General features: G+C 67.8%; 13 protein-coding genes. 11 read left to right on the forward strand and 2 right to left on the reverse strand.

What is annotated here, in order from left to right:
- The first annotated feature begins 4 nt into the window (after window positions 1-4).
- The 7 genes from tkt to rpsP all read left to right on the forward strand — a co-directional run bounded on the left by tkt (window position 5) and on the right by rpsP (window position 8,709).
- The gene (gene tkt, locus KF745_04655) at window positions 5-2,116 is read left to right on the forward strand and encodes a transketolase (GenBank protein ID MBX3357700.1); all 2,112 of its coding nucleotides are present in this window, start codon (window positions 5-7) and stop codon (window positions 2,114-2,116) included.
- A 77-nt stretch (window positions 2,117-2,193) separates the two neighbouring features.
- On the forward strand, window positions 2,194-3,207 hold the full coding sequence (gnd, locus tag KF745_04660; GenBank protein MBX3357701.1) for a decarboxylating 6-phosphogluconate dehydrogenase: 1,014 nt from the start codon (window positions 2,194-2,196) through the stop codon (window positions 3,205-3,207).
- A gap of 46 nt (window positions 3,208-3,253) precedes the next feature.
- On the forward strand, window positions 3,254-4,669 hold the full coding sequence (gene zwf / locus KF745_04665; protein ID MBX3357702.1) for a glucose-6-phosphate dehydrogenase: 1,416 nt from the start codon (window positions 3,254-3,256) through the stop codon (window positions 4,667-4,669).
- Window positions 4,666-5,343, forward strand: coding sequence for an HAD family hydrolase (locus tag KF745_04670; protein ID MBX3357703.1), 678 nt, complete (start codon window positions 4,666-4,668; stop codon window positions 5,341-5,343). The genes zwf and KF745_04670 overlap by 4 nt, the downstream gene beginning before the upstream one ends.
- Window positions 5,344-5,442: 99 nt before the next feature.
- Entirely contained in the window at window positions 5,443-6,531 is a 1,089-nt protein-coding gene (gene tal, locus KF745_04675; GenBank protein ID MBX3357704.1) for a transaldolase, read from the forward strand.
- Between the two features lie 45 nt (window positions 6,532-6,576).
- Window positions 6,577-8,220: a glucose-6-phosphate isomerase gene (gene pgi / locus KF745_04680; GenBank protein ID MBX3357705.1), complete on the forward strand. Its 1,644-nt coding sequence runs from the start codon at window positions 6,577-6,579 to the stop codon at window positions 8,218-8,220.
- Between the two features lie 153 nt (window positions 8,221-8,373).
- Complete coding sequence (gene rpsP / locus KF745_04685) at window positions 8,374-8,709, forward strand: 30S ribosomal protein S16 (GenBank protein MBX3357706.1); 336 nt, start codon at window positions 8,374-8,376, stop codon at window positions 8,707-8,709.
- A 70-nt stretch (window positions 8,710-8,779) separates the two neighbouring features.
- On the opposite strand, the gene KF745_04690 is transcribed toward rpsP, so the two are convergent.
- A complete protein-coding gene (locus KF745_04690; GenBank protein ID MBX3357707.1) occupies window positions 8,780-10,003 on the reverse strand; it encodes a hypothetical protein in 1,224 nt (407 codons plus the stop codon).
- A gap of 257 nt (window positions 10,004-10,260) precedes the next feature.
- Between KF745_04690 and KF745_04695 the strand changes: the two genes are divergently transcribed.
- The 4 genes from KF745_04695 to KF745_04710 all read left to right on the forward strand — a co-directional run bounded on the left by KF745_04695 (window position 10,261) and on the right by KF745_04710 (window position 15,574).
- Window positions 10,261-13,014 carry a hypothetical protein gene (locus tag KF745_04695; GenBank protein ID MBX3357708.1) on the forward strand — a complete coding sequence of 918 codons (2,754 nt, stop codon included), beginning with the start codon at window positions 10,261-10,263 and terminating at the stop codon, window positions 13,012-13,014.
- A 202-nt stretch (window positions 13,015-13,216) separates the two neighbouring features.
- A complete protein-coding gene (gene trmD, locus KF745_04700) occupies window positions 13,217-13,957 on the forward strand; it encodes a tRNA (guanosine(37)-N1)-methyltransferase TrmD (GenBank protein MBX3357709.1) in 741 nt (246 codons plus the stop codon).
- Window positions 13,958-14,040: 83 nt separating this feature from the next.
- Complete coding sequence (gene rplS, locus KF745_04705; protein ID MBX3357710.1) at window positions 14,041-14,433, forward strand: 50S ribosomal protein L19; 393 nt, start codon at window positions 14,041-14,043, stop codon at window positions 14,431-14,433.
- A 94-nt stretch (window positions 14,434-14,527) separates the two neighbouring features.
- Window positions 14,528-15,574 (forward strand): zinc-binding dehydrogenase, encoded by a 1,047-nt coding sequence (locus KF745_04710; protein MBX3357711.1) that lies wholly within the window; start codon window positions 14,528-14,530, stop codon window positions 15,572-15,574.
- A gap of 27 nt (window positions 15,575-15,601) precedes the next feature.
- On the opposite strand, the gene rfaE2 is transcribed toward KF745_04710, so the two are convergent.
- Complete coding sequence (rfaE2, locus tag KF745_04715) at window positions 15,602-17,110, reverse strand: D-glycero-beta-D-manno-heptose 1-phosphate adenylyltransferase (GenBank protein MBX3357712.1); 1,509 nt, start codon at window positions 17,108-17,110, stop codon at window positions 15,602-15,604.
- Window positions 17,111-17,404: the final 294 nt, after the last annotated feature.

Below are 17,404 nucleotides of genomic sequence, written 5' to 3' on the forward strand. Positions count from 1 at the left end.
CATCATGGCCAAGAGCACCCCGACGGTTCAGAATCCCGTTTCGGCTCCCAGCCCTGCGGGCGACCAGGCCCGAATGGACCAGTTGTGTATTAACACGATCCGCACACTGGCGATGGACGCGGTGCAGGCGGCGAACTCGGGTCACCCGGGGACGCCGATGGCGCTGGCGCCGGTGGCGTACTGCCTGTGGCAACGGTTCCTGCGGTTTGACCCTGCGGACCCGATCTGGCCGGACCGCGACCGGTTCGTGCTGAGCAACGGGCACGCCTCGATGCTGCTGTATTCGCTGCTCCACCTGACCGGTGTGAAGGCGGTGAACCCGCAGTACGAGACGCTCGGCGCGCCGTCGGTGACGCTGGAGGACATCAAGCGGTTCCGCGCGCTGGACAGCAAGTGCCCCGGGCACCCGGAGTACCGCTGGACGTCGGGGATCGAGACGACGACCGGGCCACTGGGGCAGGGGATCGCGACGAGCGTGGGCATGGCGATCGGCGGGCGATGGATGGGAGAGCGGTACAACAGGCCGGGGTTCGACGTGTTCGCGTACCGCGTGTACGCGATCTGCGGCGACGGGTGCCTGATGGAGGGGATCAGCCACGAGGCGGCCTCGCTCGCGGGGCACCTGCGGCTCGCCAACCTGTGCTGGATCTACGACAACAACCACATCACGATCGAGGGGCACACGAGCCTGACGTGCAGCGACGATGTCTCGGCTCGGTTCGAGGGGTACGGCTGGAACGTGCTGCGCGTGGGGGATGCGAACGACCTCGGGCTCATCTCGCGGGCGCTCGAAGAGGCCCGCGCATCGGATCGACCGACGCTGATCATCCTCGACAGCCATATCGGCTACGGATCGCCGCACAAGCAGGACACCGCCGAGGCCCACGGCGAGCCGCTGGGCGAGGAGGAGATCCGGCTGACGAAGGAGGCCTACGGGTGGCCGCCGGATGCGAAGTTCCTGGTGCCCGACGGCGTGTACGACCACTTCCGATCGGGGATGGGGCGTCGCGGCGGAGAACTTCGGTCGGCGTGGTTCTCGATGTTTGACGCCTACACGAAGGCGCATCCGGCCCTCGCCGACGAGGTGTTCCGCATGCAGCACCGTCAGCTGCCCGACGGGTGGGACAAGGACCTGCCGACGTTCCCCGCGGACGCGAAGGGGATGGCGTCGCGCGAGTCATCGGGGAAGGTGCTGAACGTGATCGCGAAGAACGTGCCGTGGCTGATCGGCGGGGCGGCGGACCTGTCGCCCTCCACGAAGACGCGGCTGGTGTTCGACGGAGCGGGGGATGTTGAGCCGGGAAGCCCTGGGGGGCGGAACTTCCACTTCGGGATTCGCGAGCACGCAATGGCCGCGGTGTGCAACGGGCTCTCGCTCTCGAAACTGCGGCCGTTCGGGTCGGGGTTCTTCATCTTCAGCGACTACGCGCGGGGGTCGATCCGCCTGAGCTCGCTGATGGAACTGCCGGTGATCTACATCTGGACGCACGACTCGATCGGGCTCGGCGAAGACGGGCCGACGCACCAGCCGGTGGAGCAGCTCGCCTCGTTCAGGGCGATGCCGGGCCTGGTCGTCCTCCGGCCGTGCGATGCGAACGAGGTGGTCGAGGCCTGGCGCGTCGTGATGCAGCAGCGGCACCGGCCGGCGATGCTCGTGCTCTCGCGCCAGGCGCTGCCGACGCTGGACCGATCGATGTTCGCGCCGGCCTCGGGCGTCGCGAAGGGCGGGTACGTGGTGACGGACGCGGCGGACGGAACCCCGGAGGTCATCCTGATCGGGACCGGAAGCGAGGTGCACGCGTGCCTCGCCGCGCACGGGCTGTTGCAGCGCGACGGTGTGAAGTCGCGGGTGGTGAGCATGCCCTCGTGGGAGCTGTTCGATTCCCAGCCGCAGGACTACCGGGACTCGGTACTGCCGCCGGGGGTCGGGGCGAGGATGTCGGTGGAGGCGGCCTCGACATTCGGCTGGGACCATTTCGTGGGCCCGCGCGGCGCGGTGGTCGGGATGCGCACGTTCGGCGCCTCGGCGCCGCTTAAGATGCTGCTCGACAAGTTCGGATTCGAACCCGAGCAGATCGCACGGACCGCGAAGGGCCTGCTCGGGCCGTCGAGGTAGGCGGCGGCGGCGCCGTGAGGCCGGCTGGGCTCCCTACCGTGCGGTGAACCGGTTCTCTCACGATTGAAGGAGGGTGTATGCAGCTTGGAATGATCGGCCTCGGCCGCATGGGCGCAAACATGGTCCGCCGGCTGATGAAGGCGGGCCACTCGTGCGTCGCGTACGACGTGTTCCCGCAGGCCGTCGCGGACCTGGCGAAGGACGGTGCAACCGCCGCCGCGTCACTCCAGGAGTTCGTGGGCAAGCTGGCCAAGCCTCGCGCGGTGTGCCTGATGGTGCCCGCCGCGGTGGTCGACACGACACTGGAGGGCCTCGTGCCGCTGCTGGAGCGGGACGACACGATCATCGACGGGGGCAACTCGCACTACCACGACGACCTGCGGCGCTCGAAGTCGCTCGCGGCAAAGGGCATCCACTACGTCGACATGGGCACCAGCGGCGGCGTGTGGGGTCTGGAGCGAGGCTACTGCCTGATGATCGGCGGGGACGACACCGCGGTGAAGCGGCTCGACCCGATCTTCTCGGCGCTGGCGCCGGGCAAGGGGGACGCCCCCCCCACTCCCGGGCGCGAAGCCGGCCGCGGGACCGCCGACCAGGGGTACCTGCACTGCGGCCCGAGCGGCGCGGGGCACTTCGTGAAGATGGTCCACAACGGAATCGAGTACGGCATCATGGCCGCGTACGCCGAGGGCCTGAACATCCTGCACCGCGCCAATGCCGGGAAGTCGAAGCGAGAGGCCGATGCCGAGACGGCGCCGCTGCGTCACCCGGAGCACTACCAGTACGACATCAACGTTTCCGAGGTGGCCGAGGTGTGGCGCCGGGGGAGCGTCATCGGGTCGTGGCTGCTGGACCTCACCGCGGCGGCCCTCGTCGAGGACCCGCAACTCAAGGACTACGCCGGGCGTGTCTCGGATTCGGGAGAGGGCCGCTGGACCGCGACCGCGGCGATCGACGTGTCCGTGCCGACGCCGGTGCTCTCGGCGGCGCTGTACGAGCGGTTCGCCAGCCGCGGCGAGGACGACTTTGCGAACAAGGTGATGTCGGCGATGCGCATGGAGTTCGGCGGTCACCACGAGAAGAAGGCCTGACGAACGCCGGGGATCGCCCGCACCGATTTCTCCGGAGGACCGACCCATGTCGCAGCCCGCCGCACCGTCGCATCAGGCCGCCGCGCCGTCCGATGCCCTTGTCTTCTTCGGCGCCACCGGCGACCTCGCGTTCAAGCAGATCATCCCCTCGCTGCAGTCGCTGATCCGGCGCGGCAAGCTCGACATACCGATCATCGGTGTCGCCAAGGCGGGATGGAACCTCGAGCAGATGCAGGCCCGGGTCAAGGAGAGCCTGCAGGCGCACTCCAAGATTGATCCCAAGGCGCTCGACAAGTTCCTGTCGCTGCTCTGCTATATCGACGGCGACTACCGCGACGTCGAAACGTTCAAGTCGCTCAAGCAGAAGCTCGGCGGCGCGAAGCGTCCGCTGCACTACCTGGCGATCCCGCCGAGTTTTTTCGGCACCGTTGTGGAGGGACTCGCCAAGGCCGGGTGCGCCGCCGACGCCCGAGTCGTCGTGGAGAAGCCCTTCGGGCGCGACCTGGCCTCGGCCCGGGCGCTGAACGCGACGCTGCAATCGGTGTTCCCCGAGGAGAGCATCTTCCGGATCGACCACTACCTGGGCAAGGAACCCTCGCAGAACCTGCTGTACTTCCGCTTCGCCAACCCGATCCTCGAACCGGTGTGGAACCGGCTCCACATCGCCAGCATCCAGATCACGATGGCCGAGTCGTTCGGGGTCAAGGGGCGGGGCAAGTTCTACGAGGAGGCCGGCGCCATCCGCGACGTCATTCAGAACCACATGCTGCAGGTGGCGGCGCTGCTCACGATGGACGCCCCCGTTCGGCCCGACCCCGCCGCGATCCGCGGCGAGCGCACCCGACTGTTTGAGGGCGTCCGCACGATGTCCGCCTCCGACGTCGTGCGGGGGCAGTTCCGCGGCTACCGCAGCGAAGACGGGGTAGCAACGGATTCCACTGTGGAGACGTACGCCGCGGTGCGGCTGTGGATCGACACGCTCCGATGGAGCGGCGTGCCGATCCTGATCCGAGCCGGGAAATGCCTGCCGGAGACCTCCACCGAGGTCATGGTGTTCTTCAAGCGGCCGCCGCCCACGGCGTTCGGTGATGGTGGGAAACTCGGGGCCAACAACTTCCGCTTCCGGCTGAGCCCCGACGTGGTCATCGGCATGGGCGCCCGGGCGAAGAAGCCCGGCGAAGGAATGGACGGCGAGGCGATCGAGCTGATCGCCAAGGACGAAACGCCCGACGAAATGCCGCCCTACGAGCGACTGCTCGGTGACGCCGCGAACGGGGATTCGGAGCTGTTCGCGAGCCAGAGCAACGTCGAGGAAGCGTGGCGGATCGTTGACCCGATCCTCGGCGATGCCTCGCCGGTCCATCAGTATGATCCGGGCACCTGGGGTCCGGCGGAGGCCTCGCGGCTCACCGAGGGGTTCGAGGCCTGGCACGCCCCGGCCGCGCACGGAGCCAACGCGTGAGCACACCGAGCGAGACGGTCTTCCTTCTCGACGTCGACAACACGCTGCTCGACAACGACATGGTGCAGCGCGACCTGCGGGACCACCTGGAGCGACAGTTCGGTGCCCGGCGTCGGGAGGAGTACTGGGCGGCCCTGGAGGATCTGCGGTCCGAACTGGGGTATGTCGACTACCTCGGGGCCCTGCAGCGGTACCGCCTGCGGCACATGGACGAGCCGCGCCTGCTGGATATCTCGGAATACCTGCTCGGCTACGCGTTCGCCTCCCGCCTGTACCCAAGGGTGCTGGAACTGATCGGTGCGCTCCGGACCATCGGACCGACCGTGATCCTGTCCGATGGAGACGTGGTCTTCCAGCCCCACAAGGTCCGCCGCAGCGGGCTCTGGGAGGCCGTCGACGGCAGCGTTCTCATCTATATACACAAGGAAACGCAGCTGCAGGATGTCGAGCGGCGGCACCCCGCCATGCGGTACATCATGATCGACGACAAGCTCCGGATCCTGACCGCCATGAAACACGTCTGGGGGGACCGCCTGACCACCGTCTGGCCGCGGCAGGGGCACTATGCGAACGACCCGGCGCACACCAAGGGCCTGCCCGCCCCGGATATCACAGTCGATACGATCGGCGACCTGCTTCACACAAGCCTTGTACAGCCCGTGGCGGGCCGGTAGGCCGCCACGCCGCTTGAGCCCCGCACCCGGCCCCACCGGCCCGCCTTCACTACACTGATCGAGAGTCGCACGCGGATAGACCCACGGAAGGAGACGCCGATGACCACCCCGACCCGCCAACTCCACGATGCCGGCCAGAGCCTGTGGATCGACAACATCACCCGGGCCATGCTCGCCAGCGGCACGCTCCGGAAGTACATCGATACGCTCTCGGTCACCGGCCTGACGTCGAACCCGACGATCTTCGACCAGGCGATCAGCAAGAGCAGCGACTACGACACCGCCATCCGCACCAAGTTGAAGCAGGGCCTCTCGGGCGAGACGCTCTTCTTCGATCTCGCAATCGAGGACCTCACGCAGGCGGCCGACCTGTTCCGCCCGGTCCACGACCGGACGGACGGGGTCGATGGCTTCGTCTCGCTCGAGGTCTCCCCGCTGCTGGCGTACGACACCGCCAAGACCATCGACGCGGCGAAGAGCCTCCACGCCAAGGCCGCACGCAAGAACCTGTTCATCAAGATCCCGGGGACGAAAGAGGGCCTCCCGGCCATCGAAGAGGCGATCTTCTCGGGCATCCCGATCAACGTCACGCTGCTGTTCTCCAGCGAGCACTACACGGCCGCCGCGGAGGCGTACATGCGGGGCGTCGAGCGTCGCATCGCTAAGGGCCTGAACCCCGATATCGCGTCGGTCGCATCGGTGTTCATCAGCCGGTGGGACAAGCCCGCCTCGGCGAAACTCCCCGGCGACCTCGCGGAGGGGATGGGCGTCGGCGTCGGCAAGCGCGTGTACAAGGCATACCGCGACCTGCTCAACTCCGACCGCTGGCACCGCCTCGCGAACAAGGGAGCCCGCCCCCAGCGGCTGCTGTGGGCCAGCACGGGGACGAAGGACCCGAAGTTCTCCGACACGCTCTACGTCGAGTCCCTGGTCTCCCCATTCACCGTCAACACCATGCCGGAGCAGACGCTGCTCGCCTTCGCTGATCACGGCAAGGTCGGGGCGCCGCTGGCCGCCGACGGCGGCAACTCCGAGGCCATCCTCGCGAAGTTCGCCAAGGCGGGCGTCGACTATGCCGCGCTGGCGGCGACCCTGCAGAAGGAAGGCGCCGAGTCGTTCACCAAGTCCTGGAACGACCTGATGGCGGTCCTGGCGAGCAAGAGCGAGAAGATCCTCCAGACGGCCTGACCACCCGATCACCACCAACCCCGCGCGAGTCGAGGGAGACTGCTGATGACGTCGACACCGCTGACCCAGCGGCCGCAATGGAAGGCCCTGACCTCCCACTACGAGTCCATCAAGTCCGAGCACCTGCGCACCCTCTTCGCCAACGACCCGTCGCGGGCGGACCGCTTCTCGGCCCAGGCCGCGGGCTGGTTCCTCGACTACTCCAAGAACCGCATCACCGATGAGACGATGCGGCTCCTGCTGGACCTCGCTTCGAGCGCCGGCCTGCGAGAGCGGATCGACGCGATGTTCCGCGGCGACAAGATCAACATCACCGAGCGCCGCGCCGTGCTCCACATCGCGCTGCGCGCGCCCAAGACCCAGCGCATCCTCGTCGACGGCCGCGACGTGGTCCCGGATGTCCACGCCGTTCTTGACCGGATGTCGGCGTTCGCCGCAAGGGTCCGCTCCGGCGAGCACACCGGGCACACCGGGAAGCGGCTGCGCAACATCGTCAACATCGGCATCGGCGGTTCCGACCTCGGGCCGGACATGGCCACCGAAGCGCTGCGGTTCTACAGCGACCGCTCCCTCACCTGCCGCTTTGTTTCCAACGTCGACGCGACCAACCTCGCGGAGGCCGTCCACGACCTGAACGCGGAGGAGACGCTGTTCATCGTTTCCTCCAAGACGTTCACCACGCTCGAAACCATGACCAACGCCCGATCGGCGCGCGAGTGGTGCCTCAAGTCCCTCGGCAGCGAGAAGGCGGTGGCCAGGCACTTCGTCGCGGTCTCGACCAACGCCAAGGAGGTCGCGGCCTTCGGAATCGACACGGCGAACATGTTCGAGTTCTGGGACTGGGTCGGCGGGCGCTACTCCTACGACTCGGCGATCGGCCTCTCGCTGATGATCGCGGTCGGGCCCGACAACTTCCGCCGCATGCTCGCCGGCTTCCACGAAATGGACGAGCACTTCCGCTCCGCCCCCTTCGAGAAGAACCTGCCGGTGATCCTCGGCCTGATGGGCGTGTGGTACAACAACTTCTTCGGCGCGCAGACCCACGCGGTGCTCCCCTACGAGCAGTATCTCTCCAAACTCAGCATGTACCTCCAGCAGCTGGACATGGAGAGCAACGGCAAGCACGTCGATCTTTCCGGCCGCGCGGTGGGCTACCAGACCGGGCCCATCATCTGGGGCACGCCCGGCACCAACGGCCAGCACGCGTACTACCAGCTCATCCACCAGGGGACCAAGCTCATCCCTGCGGACCTCATCGGCTTCCAGAGCTCGCTCAACCCCTGGGGCGACCATCACACGCTGCTCATGGCGAACATGATCGCGCAGTCCGAGGCGCTGGCGTTCGGCAAGACCGCCGACGAGGTGAACGCCTCCGGCGGCGACGCGTTCCAGACCCCGTGGCGCGTCTGCGAGGGCAACCGGCCGACCAACGTGCTGGTCGCCGACTCCCTCACGCCCGAGGCCCTCGGCCGGCTGATCGCCCTCTACGAGCACAAGGTGTTCGTGCAGGGGTGCATCTGGGACATCGATTCCTTCGACCAGTGGGGCGTCGAGCTGGGCAAGGTCCTGGCCATGAAGATCATCCCCGAACTCAAGGCCGCCGGGACCCCGGAACTCGGGCACGATGCCTCTACCAACGCACTGATCAGGCGATTCCGCGCCCACCGGGCCGGCGGAACGAAGGGGTAGTCCCCCCTCCCTCCGCTTCCCCCGAGCGGCTCCCCGCCTACACTCCGCGTCCCATGTCACCCCTCCGGCCCCGTTGTGGGGTCGGCTTTGGTCTGGTGGCCGTCGCCCGGTACGGCAATCTCACCGGTGCAGCCTTCCTCGGAGATCCGCTCAATGGTTCGTATCCGCATGCAGCGTCTTGGCCGCCGCCGCCGCCCGTTCTTCCGAATCAGCGCCATCGATATCGGCACGAAGCGCGACGGCAAGGTGCTCGAGCAACTCGGCTGGTACGACCCGCTCGCGGCCGAGGGCAAGCAGCTGCACCTGGAGGACGACCGCGTGAAGGACTGGCTCGCACGCGGCGCCCAGCCCAGCGATTCGCTGAAGGACGTCTTCGCGAAGCGCAACCTCATCAACGCCGACGAGTGGAACGCCGAGCGTGCCGCCCGCGTGGCGCGCAAGCAGAAGCTCGCCGCGGCCAAGCCCGCGCCGGCCGAGAAGAAGGCCTGAGTCGATTCCGCAGTGTACTGAATCACCCGACCGCGCCGGCTCACCCGGCGCGGTTTTTCGTTCCGTGCCACTACGGCTTCCGAAGCAGCGAGTGACGCAGGATCGCCATCGTCGGCATCGGCGGGTACTTCACGCGCATCCGGTAGCCCTGGAACTCATCGAGCGAGTACCCCAGGCTCTTCGTGGCCGCCTCCGCCATTTCCCGATAGTGCGGCAGTTCTGTCGTCGTCGTGTCGGGCGGCGACGAACCGAGGTCGGTGACTTCCACCGGCACGGGCAGGAGCCCGGCGTTCAGGCCGTGCTCAGGATACCGGGGCCCCCCGGGCAGTTGGCTGTAGAAGTGCGCCGTCGGGTTCATCGCAAAGTCGAGGCTGCGATGGACCAGCAGATCGTGCACGAGCGACTCGACCGGCGTCACGATCGTAACGACGTGCTCACCGAACTCGCCCGGATGAGACTCGTACTTCGACGCCACCGCCTCGTGCCGCCACCCGAACACCACGGTCGCCGCGGCGGTGTTGCCGACCGGCCCCTCCTCCAGAACAAACCGTACGGTGCCGTCACGCTCCCGCTCCTGACGCAGTTGGGGCAGCGGGTCTGAGCAGTACTGAGCCAGAAGCGGCGACTCATCCAGGCCGACCGACGGATCAATAGGGCCGAACGATTGTTGCTCCGGAGCAATCGAGCCCCATCGCCTCAGCGTCGCCGCCGACCAGGGCACATCCGGCCGTAGCCGCCGAAAGTCCGCGAGGCCGCAGATCGTCGCCATGCTGACCGCATCGCCGGGCCCGGCGCTCGGCGCCATCACGTGGAGGCTGACCTGGACGCGGGCCTGAACACCCCAGATCGCCGAGTTGGCCTGGAACCCCGACTTGCGAAAGGCCTCGATGCGCTTCGCCGTGGCGCGGCTGTTTCGGACCCCGAGCATCATCTCCAGCGTTTCGCGGTCGCCCGCATGAGCCTCGACCATCCGGTCGAACCCCGCCAGTGCATCCTGCACCGCGATCACCGATTCGTCCGGCGCTCCGGCATTACGGAGCGATTCCAGCACGATCTTCACGCCGCCCCGCCCCGGCAGCATCGCGATGGCGCCGCACGGATCCTCTTCCGTGACAATCCTGCAGAGTTTCCAAGCAAGCGTCTTGTCCAGCCCGAGTTGACGCGAAACCCCCGGCGGCTTCGCCGCGTCGCACCCGATCGCGGCCAGCGATTCGGCCAACGCGCGGCGAACCTGCTGGGCCACACTCCGGGCCTCGATCACAAATGCACCACCACCGCGGGTTGCGACGCTCATGAGATGATCCCGCCCAACCCCATCCAGAATCCGCACAAGCCGTGGGTGGGTATCGGGTTGAACCAGAGTATACCCAAAAAACTGACAGTTTGCACGTTACCAAAAATATCTCTAGAGATATCCTTGCAGGAATTGCCGACATCGTATAACATCGTGATCAGCCGCCCGAGTTCTCGGTGTCTACGTACATAACACGAACTCTCGGGCCCATCGGTTTGTTTCTGACCCCGATTGTCAACCTCTTGGAGAAAACCGCCGTGGCCCGACTGATCACCTCCATCTCGACAACCGCGATCCTCGCCGCCGCGAGTGCCGCTGTGGCCCAGCCGCAGATCACTTCGCTCGGCACGGGCACGCCCGCAAGCGTGAGCAACCCCGTTTCGGGGACCAACTACATCACCGGCACCTCGTCCTCCTCAATCGCCCGGTGGACACTGAGCGGCGGCACGTTGACCCTCGACAACCTCGGCGGCACGGGCAGCGGCGTCACCTCCGCCGACGGCTCTCTTGTTGCCGGCGCGGTGCTCAACGTAAGCCCTCAGGCTTCCGGCAACGCCGCCACTGGCGTCTCCCCCCCATTCAGCACCACGCCGACGCTCGTTCCCACGCTGATCGCCGCGACCGAATCCGCCGGCGCCCGCTGGGACTCCACCTCGATGACCTGGCAGCGGCTTGGAAGCCTGCCGATTGATCCGAGCCTGATGGTCTACGGCTCCGGCTCGAGCGGCAGCTCAAGCGGCAACTTCCTCATTACGACCGCCATGTCCCCCAACGGCCGGTTCATCGTCGGCCGGGGCTACATCTCGACGTACAACAGCGCCGCCGGCACCACTATCGCCGTGTCGTCTTCCCAGTGGCGGCCCTTCATCTGGGACGCCCAGGCCAACGGCGGCAACGGTGGTCTGACCGTCCTCCCCACACCCTTCCGCACGTCCTCCAACACGTACCGCCGCCGCACCGGCGTCGCCTACGCCGTCAGCAACGACGGGCTCGTCATTGCGGGGACACAGGAGCACAATGTCTCTGCAGCCGCCGCGCCCGACCCGGACGGCGCTCGGCCGGCCGTCTGGCGCTGGAACCCCGGCACCAGTTCCTACGACATGACCTATCTCCCCAACGGGGTCAACAGCAGCGGCTTCCCCTACACCTACAGCATCTCCTCGGGCATGCTGATGAACTCGGACGGCACGGTCGTCGTCTGCCGCGCCGTCGCCGACCTCACGGGCAACAGCTATGTCGCCAAGTGGACATGGAACAGTGGCACCTCGTCGTGGAGCGCCCCGGTCGTCATTGGTGCCGACCTCACAACCCCGGCATCTTGGCTTCCCCTGTCCGTCACCAGTTGTGGCATCCCGCCGACGCTGACACCGACGGGAATGTCCGATGACGGCAACACGGTGGTCGGCATGGCCGTCTACAGCACCTGCGGCAGCTTTATGTCCGGTGGCTTTATCTGGACCCAGTCCAGCGGCCTGGTCGTCGACTGGTACGACCATCTCGTCGCCCAGAACGTCCCCGGCATCACCGCTAACTATGGCCCGATCGGCGACAACGGCGACCCGGCCCGCGGCCTGCCCAAGCTCGGCTTCCCGGCCGCCATCTCACCCGACGGCAGCACGATCGTCGGCTTCCAGGGCGGCAACCAGCTCATCCCCGGTGCGGCGCCGTGGGCCCTCCGCAGCAGCGGCGCTCCCGGTTGCGTCGCGCCCGCCGTGGTCTCCAACCCCAATGCCCTCACCACCTTCTCCCGCTGCTCCTCGTTCGGCGTCATCCTGAACGCCGCCGCCAGCGGCTCGTCCCCCGCTTTCGCATGGTTCAAGGACAACGTCGAACTCGCCGACGGTCCCACCGCCAGCGGCTCGGTGCTCTCCGGGGTTAACACCGGCCAGCTCCGAATCACCGGCCCGAACCTCGGAGACGCCGGCAACTACCACTGCGTGGTGTCCAACGCGTGCGGCAGCGTCCAGACGACCACCGCCGTGGTCCAGCCCGACCCCTCCGTTACGACACCTCCGAACGACACCTGCGCCAACGCAACCAGCGTCGGCGAAGGAACCTTCGCCTTCAACCCCTGCGGGGCCTGGGTGGACGAGGCGGGCGCGATCTGCAACCTCAGCATCGGTCCGGGCACCTCGGATGTTTGGTACAGCTACACCCCTACCTTCACCGGTGAGGCCCGCTTCCAGACCTGCGGCGCCAACTACAACACCGTCATCGGCATCTGGAGCGAGTGCGGCGGCGTCGAACTGGCCTGCAACGACGATGTCGGCTCCGGCGTCAGCGGGTGCTCCTCGAACCGCAGCCGCATCTCCCGCTACAACGTCACCGCAGGTGTTCCGGTGCTGATCCGCGTCGCGGCGTCCACCTCCCCGGGCACCACCGGCAGCCTCCAGATCCTGCAGGCTCCGCCGATCCCGGCCAACGACGACTGCTCCAACCCCACCCCGGTCACGGTCGCCCCCGGCAACCTCCCCGTCACCACTACCTTCGATTGTGCGGAGGCCTCCGATGACTGGCTCGCCAGTTGCGTGACCGCCTCCTCCTACCGCGACCTGTGGTTCACCTTCAACCCGCCGCAGAATGGCACCGTCCGTCTCGCCACCTGCCCGGGCACCTCGTTCGACACCGTCCTGAGCGTCCACTCGGCGTGCCTCACTGGCGACTACGCCTGCAACGACAACGCGGGCATCTCGGGCTGCTCCACGCAGAGCATCATCGATAGCCTCGCCGTCACGCGCAACACGCCGCTGCTCATCCGCATCGCCCAGAAGTCGCTGAGCACCACCACCGCCGGCACGCTCACCCTCAAGTTCACCCCCGCCTGTCCGGCCGACTACGACAACGACGGCGTCTTCACGCCGACCGACATCGCCTCCTTCATCAACACGTGGTTCAACAGCATCTCCGCCGGCGGCCTCGCGGGCGACTACGACGGAAACGGCGTGGTGGATCCGACCGACATCGCCACCTTCATCAACGCCTGGCTGACCGGCGTTCAGTCCGGCTGCTAGTTCCGTGACCTCCCCCGGGGACCGCAGACCCGGAACCTGTTGACCGCGGAGCCGGTCAAAGCCAAGGCCGCACACGCCACGGAGCGTGTGCGGCTATTTTTTTCCCGGTCCGATTCCCGCATGGCACGCGGCGTCCGCACGCCCGGCACAATCCCCGCTTTCCTACCATCTCCCCGAGAGCCGCCCGCCAGCCGGAGCCGTCGTGCCCCCACTTCGCGTCGACATCCTCACCACGTTCCCCGAGATGTTCGGCTCCCAGCCCGGCGGGGCGCTCGCCTCCAGCATCCCCGCGCGGGCCCGGGCCGCCGGCCTCGTGGAATGGCACGCCACGAACATCCGTGACTTCGCCGGCAACAAGCACCAGAAGACCGACGACCGCCCCTTCGGCGGCGGACCGGGCATGGTCATGATGTGCCAGCCGCTGTGGGACGCCGTGCTCGCCGTCGAATCCGCCGATCCCCGCCCAGCGACCCGGATACTCCTCACGCCACAGGGCCGCCCGCTCACCCAATCGATCGTCGAGGACCTCGCCGCACGCCCGAGGCTCCTCCTCATCGCCGGCCACTACGAGGGCGTCGACGAGCGGGTCATCGCCCGCCTTGCCCCCATGGAACTCTCCCTGGGCGACTACGTCCTCTCCGGCGGGGAGCTCGCCGCGATCGTCCTGCTCGATGCCATCATCCGCCTGCTCCCCGGTGCCCTGGGGCACGAGGAGTCCGCGGCGGAGGATTCCTTCTCCGATCTCCCCGCCACCCCCAAGTCGGGGTTCCCGGGAGGCCGCCTGCTGGACTGTGCACACTTCACCAAGCCACGGGAGTGGATGGGGATGCCCGTCCCCGATGTCCTGCTCTCGGGGGACCACGGGGCCATCGCCCGCTGGCGGCTCGAGCAGCGTCTGGCCAGGACCCGCGAACGCCGGCCGGACCTTCTCCCGCCCACATAGAAGCCCGCCCAGGCCCCGCCTATGGTTTGGGCCCTTCCGGGCTCCCAAATCCCGGATCGGCGGTCACTTCGGAGTTCAACGCCATGGGCCTTCAGAGCATCATCGAGAACGTCAACAAGTCCGTCATCCGCACGGATATCCCGCGCATCGACATCGGCGACACGGTCAACGTGCACTGCCGCATCATCGAGGGCCAGAAGGAGCGCATCCAGGTCTTCCAGGGTGTGGTCCTCTCCCGCGCCGGCCGCGGCGTGACCGAGATGATCACGGTCCGCCGGATCGTTGACAACATGGGCGTCGAGCGCATCTTCCCCATCAACTCGCCCCGCATCGCCAAGTACGAGGTCATCCGCCGGGCCGACGCTCGCCGCTCCAAGCTCTACTTCCTCCGCGACCGCGCCGGCAAGTCCCGCCGCCTCCGCGACCGCCGCCGCGGCATGAAGCACGTGGCCGGCGAGGGCGCCCCGAAGGCCTGACCGGTCCTCCAGCAATCTCAACGCGACCCCGTCCGCATGGATGGGGTCGTTTTCAATTGGCGATCTCCACCGCACACCCCGGTATGCTCCATCCATGCTCGCCGTCACCATCATCGCCGCCGGCTCACCCGTCGCCCCCAACGTGAAGGTCGTCACCGACTGGCCCGAGCCGCCGTCTCCAGGCCCAGGCCAGGCCCTCATCAAGACCCTCGCCTCGGCCCTCAACCAACTTGATCTCTGGGTCGGCCGCGGCGTGCCCGGCCTCACCCTCACCTACCCGCGCATCTCCGGCTGCGATGCCTGCGGGGTGGTCGAAGCCGTCGGGCCCGGCGTGGACACGGCGTGGGTCGGACGGAAGGTCATCGTCAACGCGGCGAGCGTCAAGCCTCCGCCGGCGCGCCCCGGCGATCCTCCCACTTCAACGCTCGCCCCCGACTACGAACTCCAGGGCGAGCACCACAACGGCATGCACTGCGAGCGGTTCGTCTCGCCCGCGGCCAACCTCGCCGCAATAGACGATTCGGCGGACCCCGCCGAGGCCGCTGCATTCGGCCTCGTCACGCTGACGGCCTACTCGATGATGGTCACCAAGGCGCGGCTCGTCGCGGGGCAGTCGGTCCTCGTCACCGGCATCGGCGGCGGCGTCGCCCTCGCCGCCCTCTCCATCGCGAAGCACCTGGGCTGCCCCGTCGTCGTAACGAGCCGGCACCAGTGGAAGCTCGACCGCGCCAAACAGCTCGGCGCCGACGTGGGCGTCCTCGACTCCGGCCAGGACTGGTCCAAGGAAGTCCGCGCCTGGACCGGCAAGCGGGGCGTCGACCTCGCCGTGGATTCCTCCGGCAAGGCCACGCACCTCAACTGCATCAAGTCCCTCGCCCGCGGCGGAGCCTACGTCACTCCCGGCTGCACCAGCGGCCCCGATGCCGTGACCGACCTCGCACGCATCTTCTGGAACCAACTCCGCCTCCTCGGATCAACCATGGGGACCAACGCGGAGTTCGGCGAGATCGCCGCCCTCCACCGCGCCGGGAAACTCCGCGGCGTGATCGACAAGATCTTCCCGGCGAGAGAGGCCCCAGCCGCGTTCGCGCGATTGGAATCGGCTGATCAGTTCGGGAAGGTCGTCATCCGATGGGACTGATCGCACTGCGTCGATGGCGATGCGGGCTCAACCTGCCCTGATCTTCCTCACCACCCCCGTCGTGCTCTTCCCATCCACCATCGGAAGAAGTTCCACCCGCCCGCCGCGGGCCAGCACGGTCTCTGCCCCCGGCACCTGATCGATCGAGTACTCCCCGCCCTTGACCAGCACGTCGGGCTGAACCACGCCGATCAACTCCGCCGGCGTGTCCTGCTCGAACACCACCACCGCGTCGACGCACTCGAGCCCGCCGAGCAGTTCCGCGCGGTCCCGCTCGCTGTTGATCGGCCGCTCCGCCCCCTTGAGCCGCCGCACCGATGCATCGCTGTTCACCGCCACGACAAGGTACTCGCCCAGAGCCCCGGCCCGCTTCAGCAGCGACAGGTGCCCCGCGTGCAGGATGTCGAAGCAGCCGTTGGTGAACACCACCCGCTTCCCCTCGCGCCGCACCGCCGAAACCTCGACCGCCAGTTCCTCCCACGTCCGCAGTTTCTCCGCCCCCGAGTGGTGCTCGCCGGTCCGCTCTCGGAGCAGCACCTCCCGGTGGATCGTCTCGATCGGCATCGGAACGACCCCGAAGACCGCGACCTCCAGCCCCGCCGCCGCGTTCGCGAACTTCACCGCATCCGTCCACCCCATCTTGTTCACGCGGCCCGCGGCGAGCGCGGCCAGCACCATGTCGCCGGCTCCCGTCACGTCGTAGACCTGCCGCGCCACGGTCGGCACGACCACCGGCCCCTCCACGGCCCCTCGCTCCAGGAGCAGTGCCCCCTGCCGGTCCAGCGTGATCACCGCCGCATCCAGGTCGAGTTCCCGTTGCAACCGCTGCGCGATCTCCGCGTGCCCCATCGGCGGCGCATCGTCCGCGACCTTCACGCCCGCGGCGAGCGCCGCCTCCGTCCGGTTGGGCGTGATCGCCGTCGCGCCGCGGTACTTCGAGTAGTCCCTGATCGCCGCGGGATCAACCAGCACCTCGATCCCACGCCCCATCCTCTTGCATCGCTCGATGACGCCCTGGGTAAACCCCGGCGCGCACACGCCCTTGCCGTAGTCCTCGATGCACACCACATCCGCACCCTCGGCCGCCCGCTCGAACGCCTCCATCAGCCGCGCCGTCACCCCCTCGTCCACGGGCTCGCGCGACTCGTGGTCTTCACGGAACATCTTCTGCGGATGCCGGTGCTGCGCCAGGCCGATCATCGACCGCTTCCGCGTCGTCGGCCGCGTTGGGTCCTCGACGAGCCCGGTCGCATCCACCCCGGCCTCCTCGAGCAGCCGCCGGAGCGATCTGCCCGCCTCATCCGCCCCCACCACCCCCACCGCCCGCACGCGCCCTTTCATCGCCACCAAGTCCAGGCACACGTTCGCCGCCCCCCCGGGCCGGTCCTCTTCCTTCACAACATGGAGCACCGGCACCGGCGCCTCGGGCGACAGCCGCTCGGCATTGCCGTGAACCAGTTGGTCCAGCATGAAATCCCCGACCACCACCGCCGTAAACGGCCTCCACGCGGCCAACGTTTCCAGAAGCGTGCTCATGCGTCGGGAGGGTAGGAGCGTCCGGTAGACTGCGGTCATGCCACAGCGACGGCGCCGACGAGCCCGCTGGATCAAGTGGGCCTGTCTCGCGGCCACGATCATCGTTTGGGCTGTTTGCTTGGCCAGTACGAAGTGGCGAGTTGAATACCGCTGGGGAGCCCGGTACGTAGGGCTGCTCCACTTTGGGATCAGTTTCGGCACCTACTCATCGCCTGCGCTTCAGCGAGAGGCATCCGGGTGGCACATCGAGACCCAATCCGGTGGGTACCTCTACCCAACCAGTTGGCAGAGGCG

The sequence above is a fragment of the Phycisphaeraceae bacterium genome, assembly GCA_019636655.1.
Lineage (GTDB): Bacteria > Planctomycetota > Phycisphaerae > Phycisphaerales > UBA1924 > JAHBXB01.

What these genes read in the sequence shown, in the direction of transcription:
- tkt (MBX3357700.1), top strand. Translation starts at nt 5, where the DNA reads ATGGCCAAGAGCACCCCGACGGTTCAGAATCCCGTTTCGGCTCCCAGC.
- pgi (MBX3357705.1), top strand. Translation starts at nt 6,577, where the DNA reads ATGACGTCGACACCGCTGACCCAGCGGCCGCAATGGAAGGCCCTGACC.
- KF745_04690 (MBX3357707.1), bottom strand. Translation starts at nt 10,003, where the DNA reads ATGAGCGTCGCAACCCGCGGTGGTGGTGCATTTGTGATCGAGGCCCGG.
- tal (MBX3357704.1), top strand. Translation starts at nt 5,443, where the DNA reads ATGACCACCCCGACCCGCCAACTCCACGATGCCGGCCAGAGCCTGTGG.
- gnd (MBX3357701.1), top strand. Translation starts at nt 2,194, where the DNA reads ATGCAGCTTGGAATGATCGGCCTCGGCCGCATGGGCGCAAACATGGTC.
- rplS (MBX3357710.1), top strand. Translation starts at nt 14,041, where the DNA reads ATGGGCCTTCAGAGCATCATCGAGAACGTCAACAAGTCCGTCATCCGC.
- KF745_04710 (MBX3357711.1), top strand. Translation starts at nt 14,528, where the DNA reads ATGCTCGCCGTCACCATCATCGCCGCCGGCTCACCCGTCGCCCCCAAC.
- rfaE2 (MBX3357712.1), bottom strand. Translation starts at nt 17,110, where the DNA reads ATGAGCACGCTTCTGGAAACGTTGGCCGCGTGGAGGCCGTTTACGGCG.
- rpsP (MBX3357706.1), top strand. Translation starts at nt 8,374, where the DNA reads ATGGTTCGTATCCGCATGCAGCGTCTTGGCCGCCGCCGCCGCCCGTTC.
- zwf (MBX3357702.1), top strand. Translation starts at nt 3,254, where the DNA reads ATGTCGCAGCCCGCCGCACCGTCGCATCAGGCCGCCGCGCCGTCCGAT.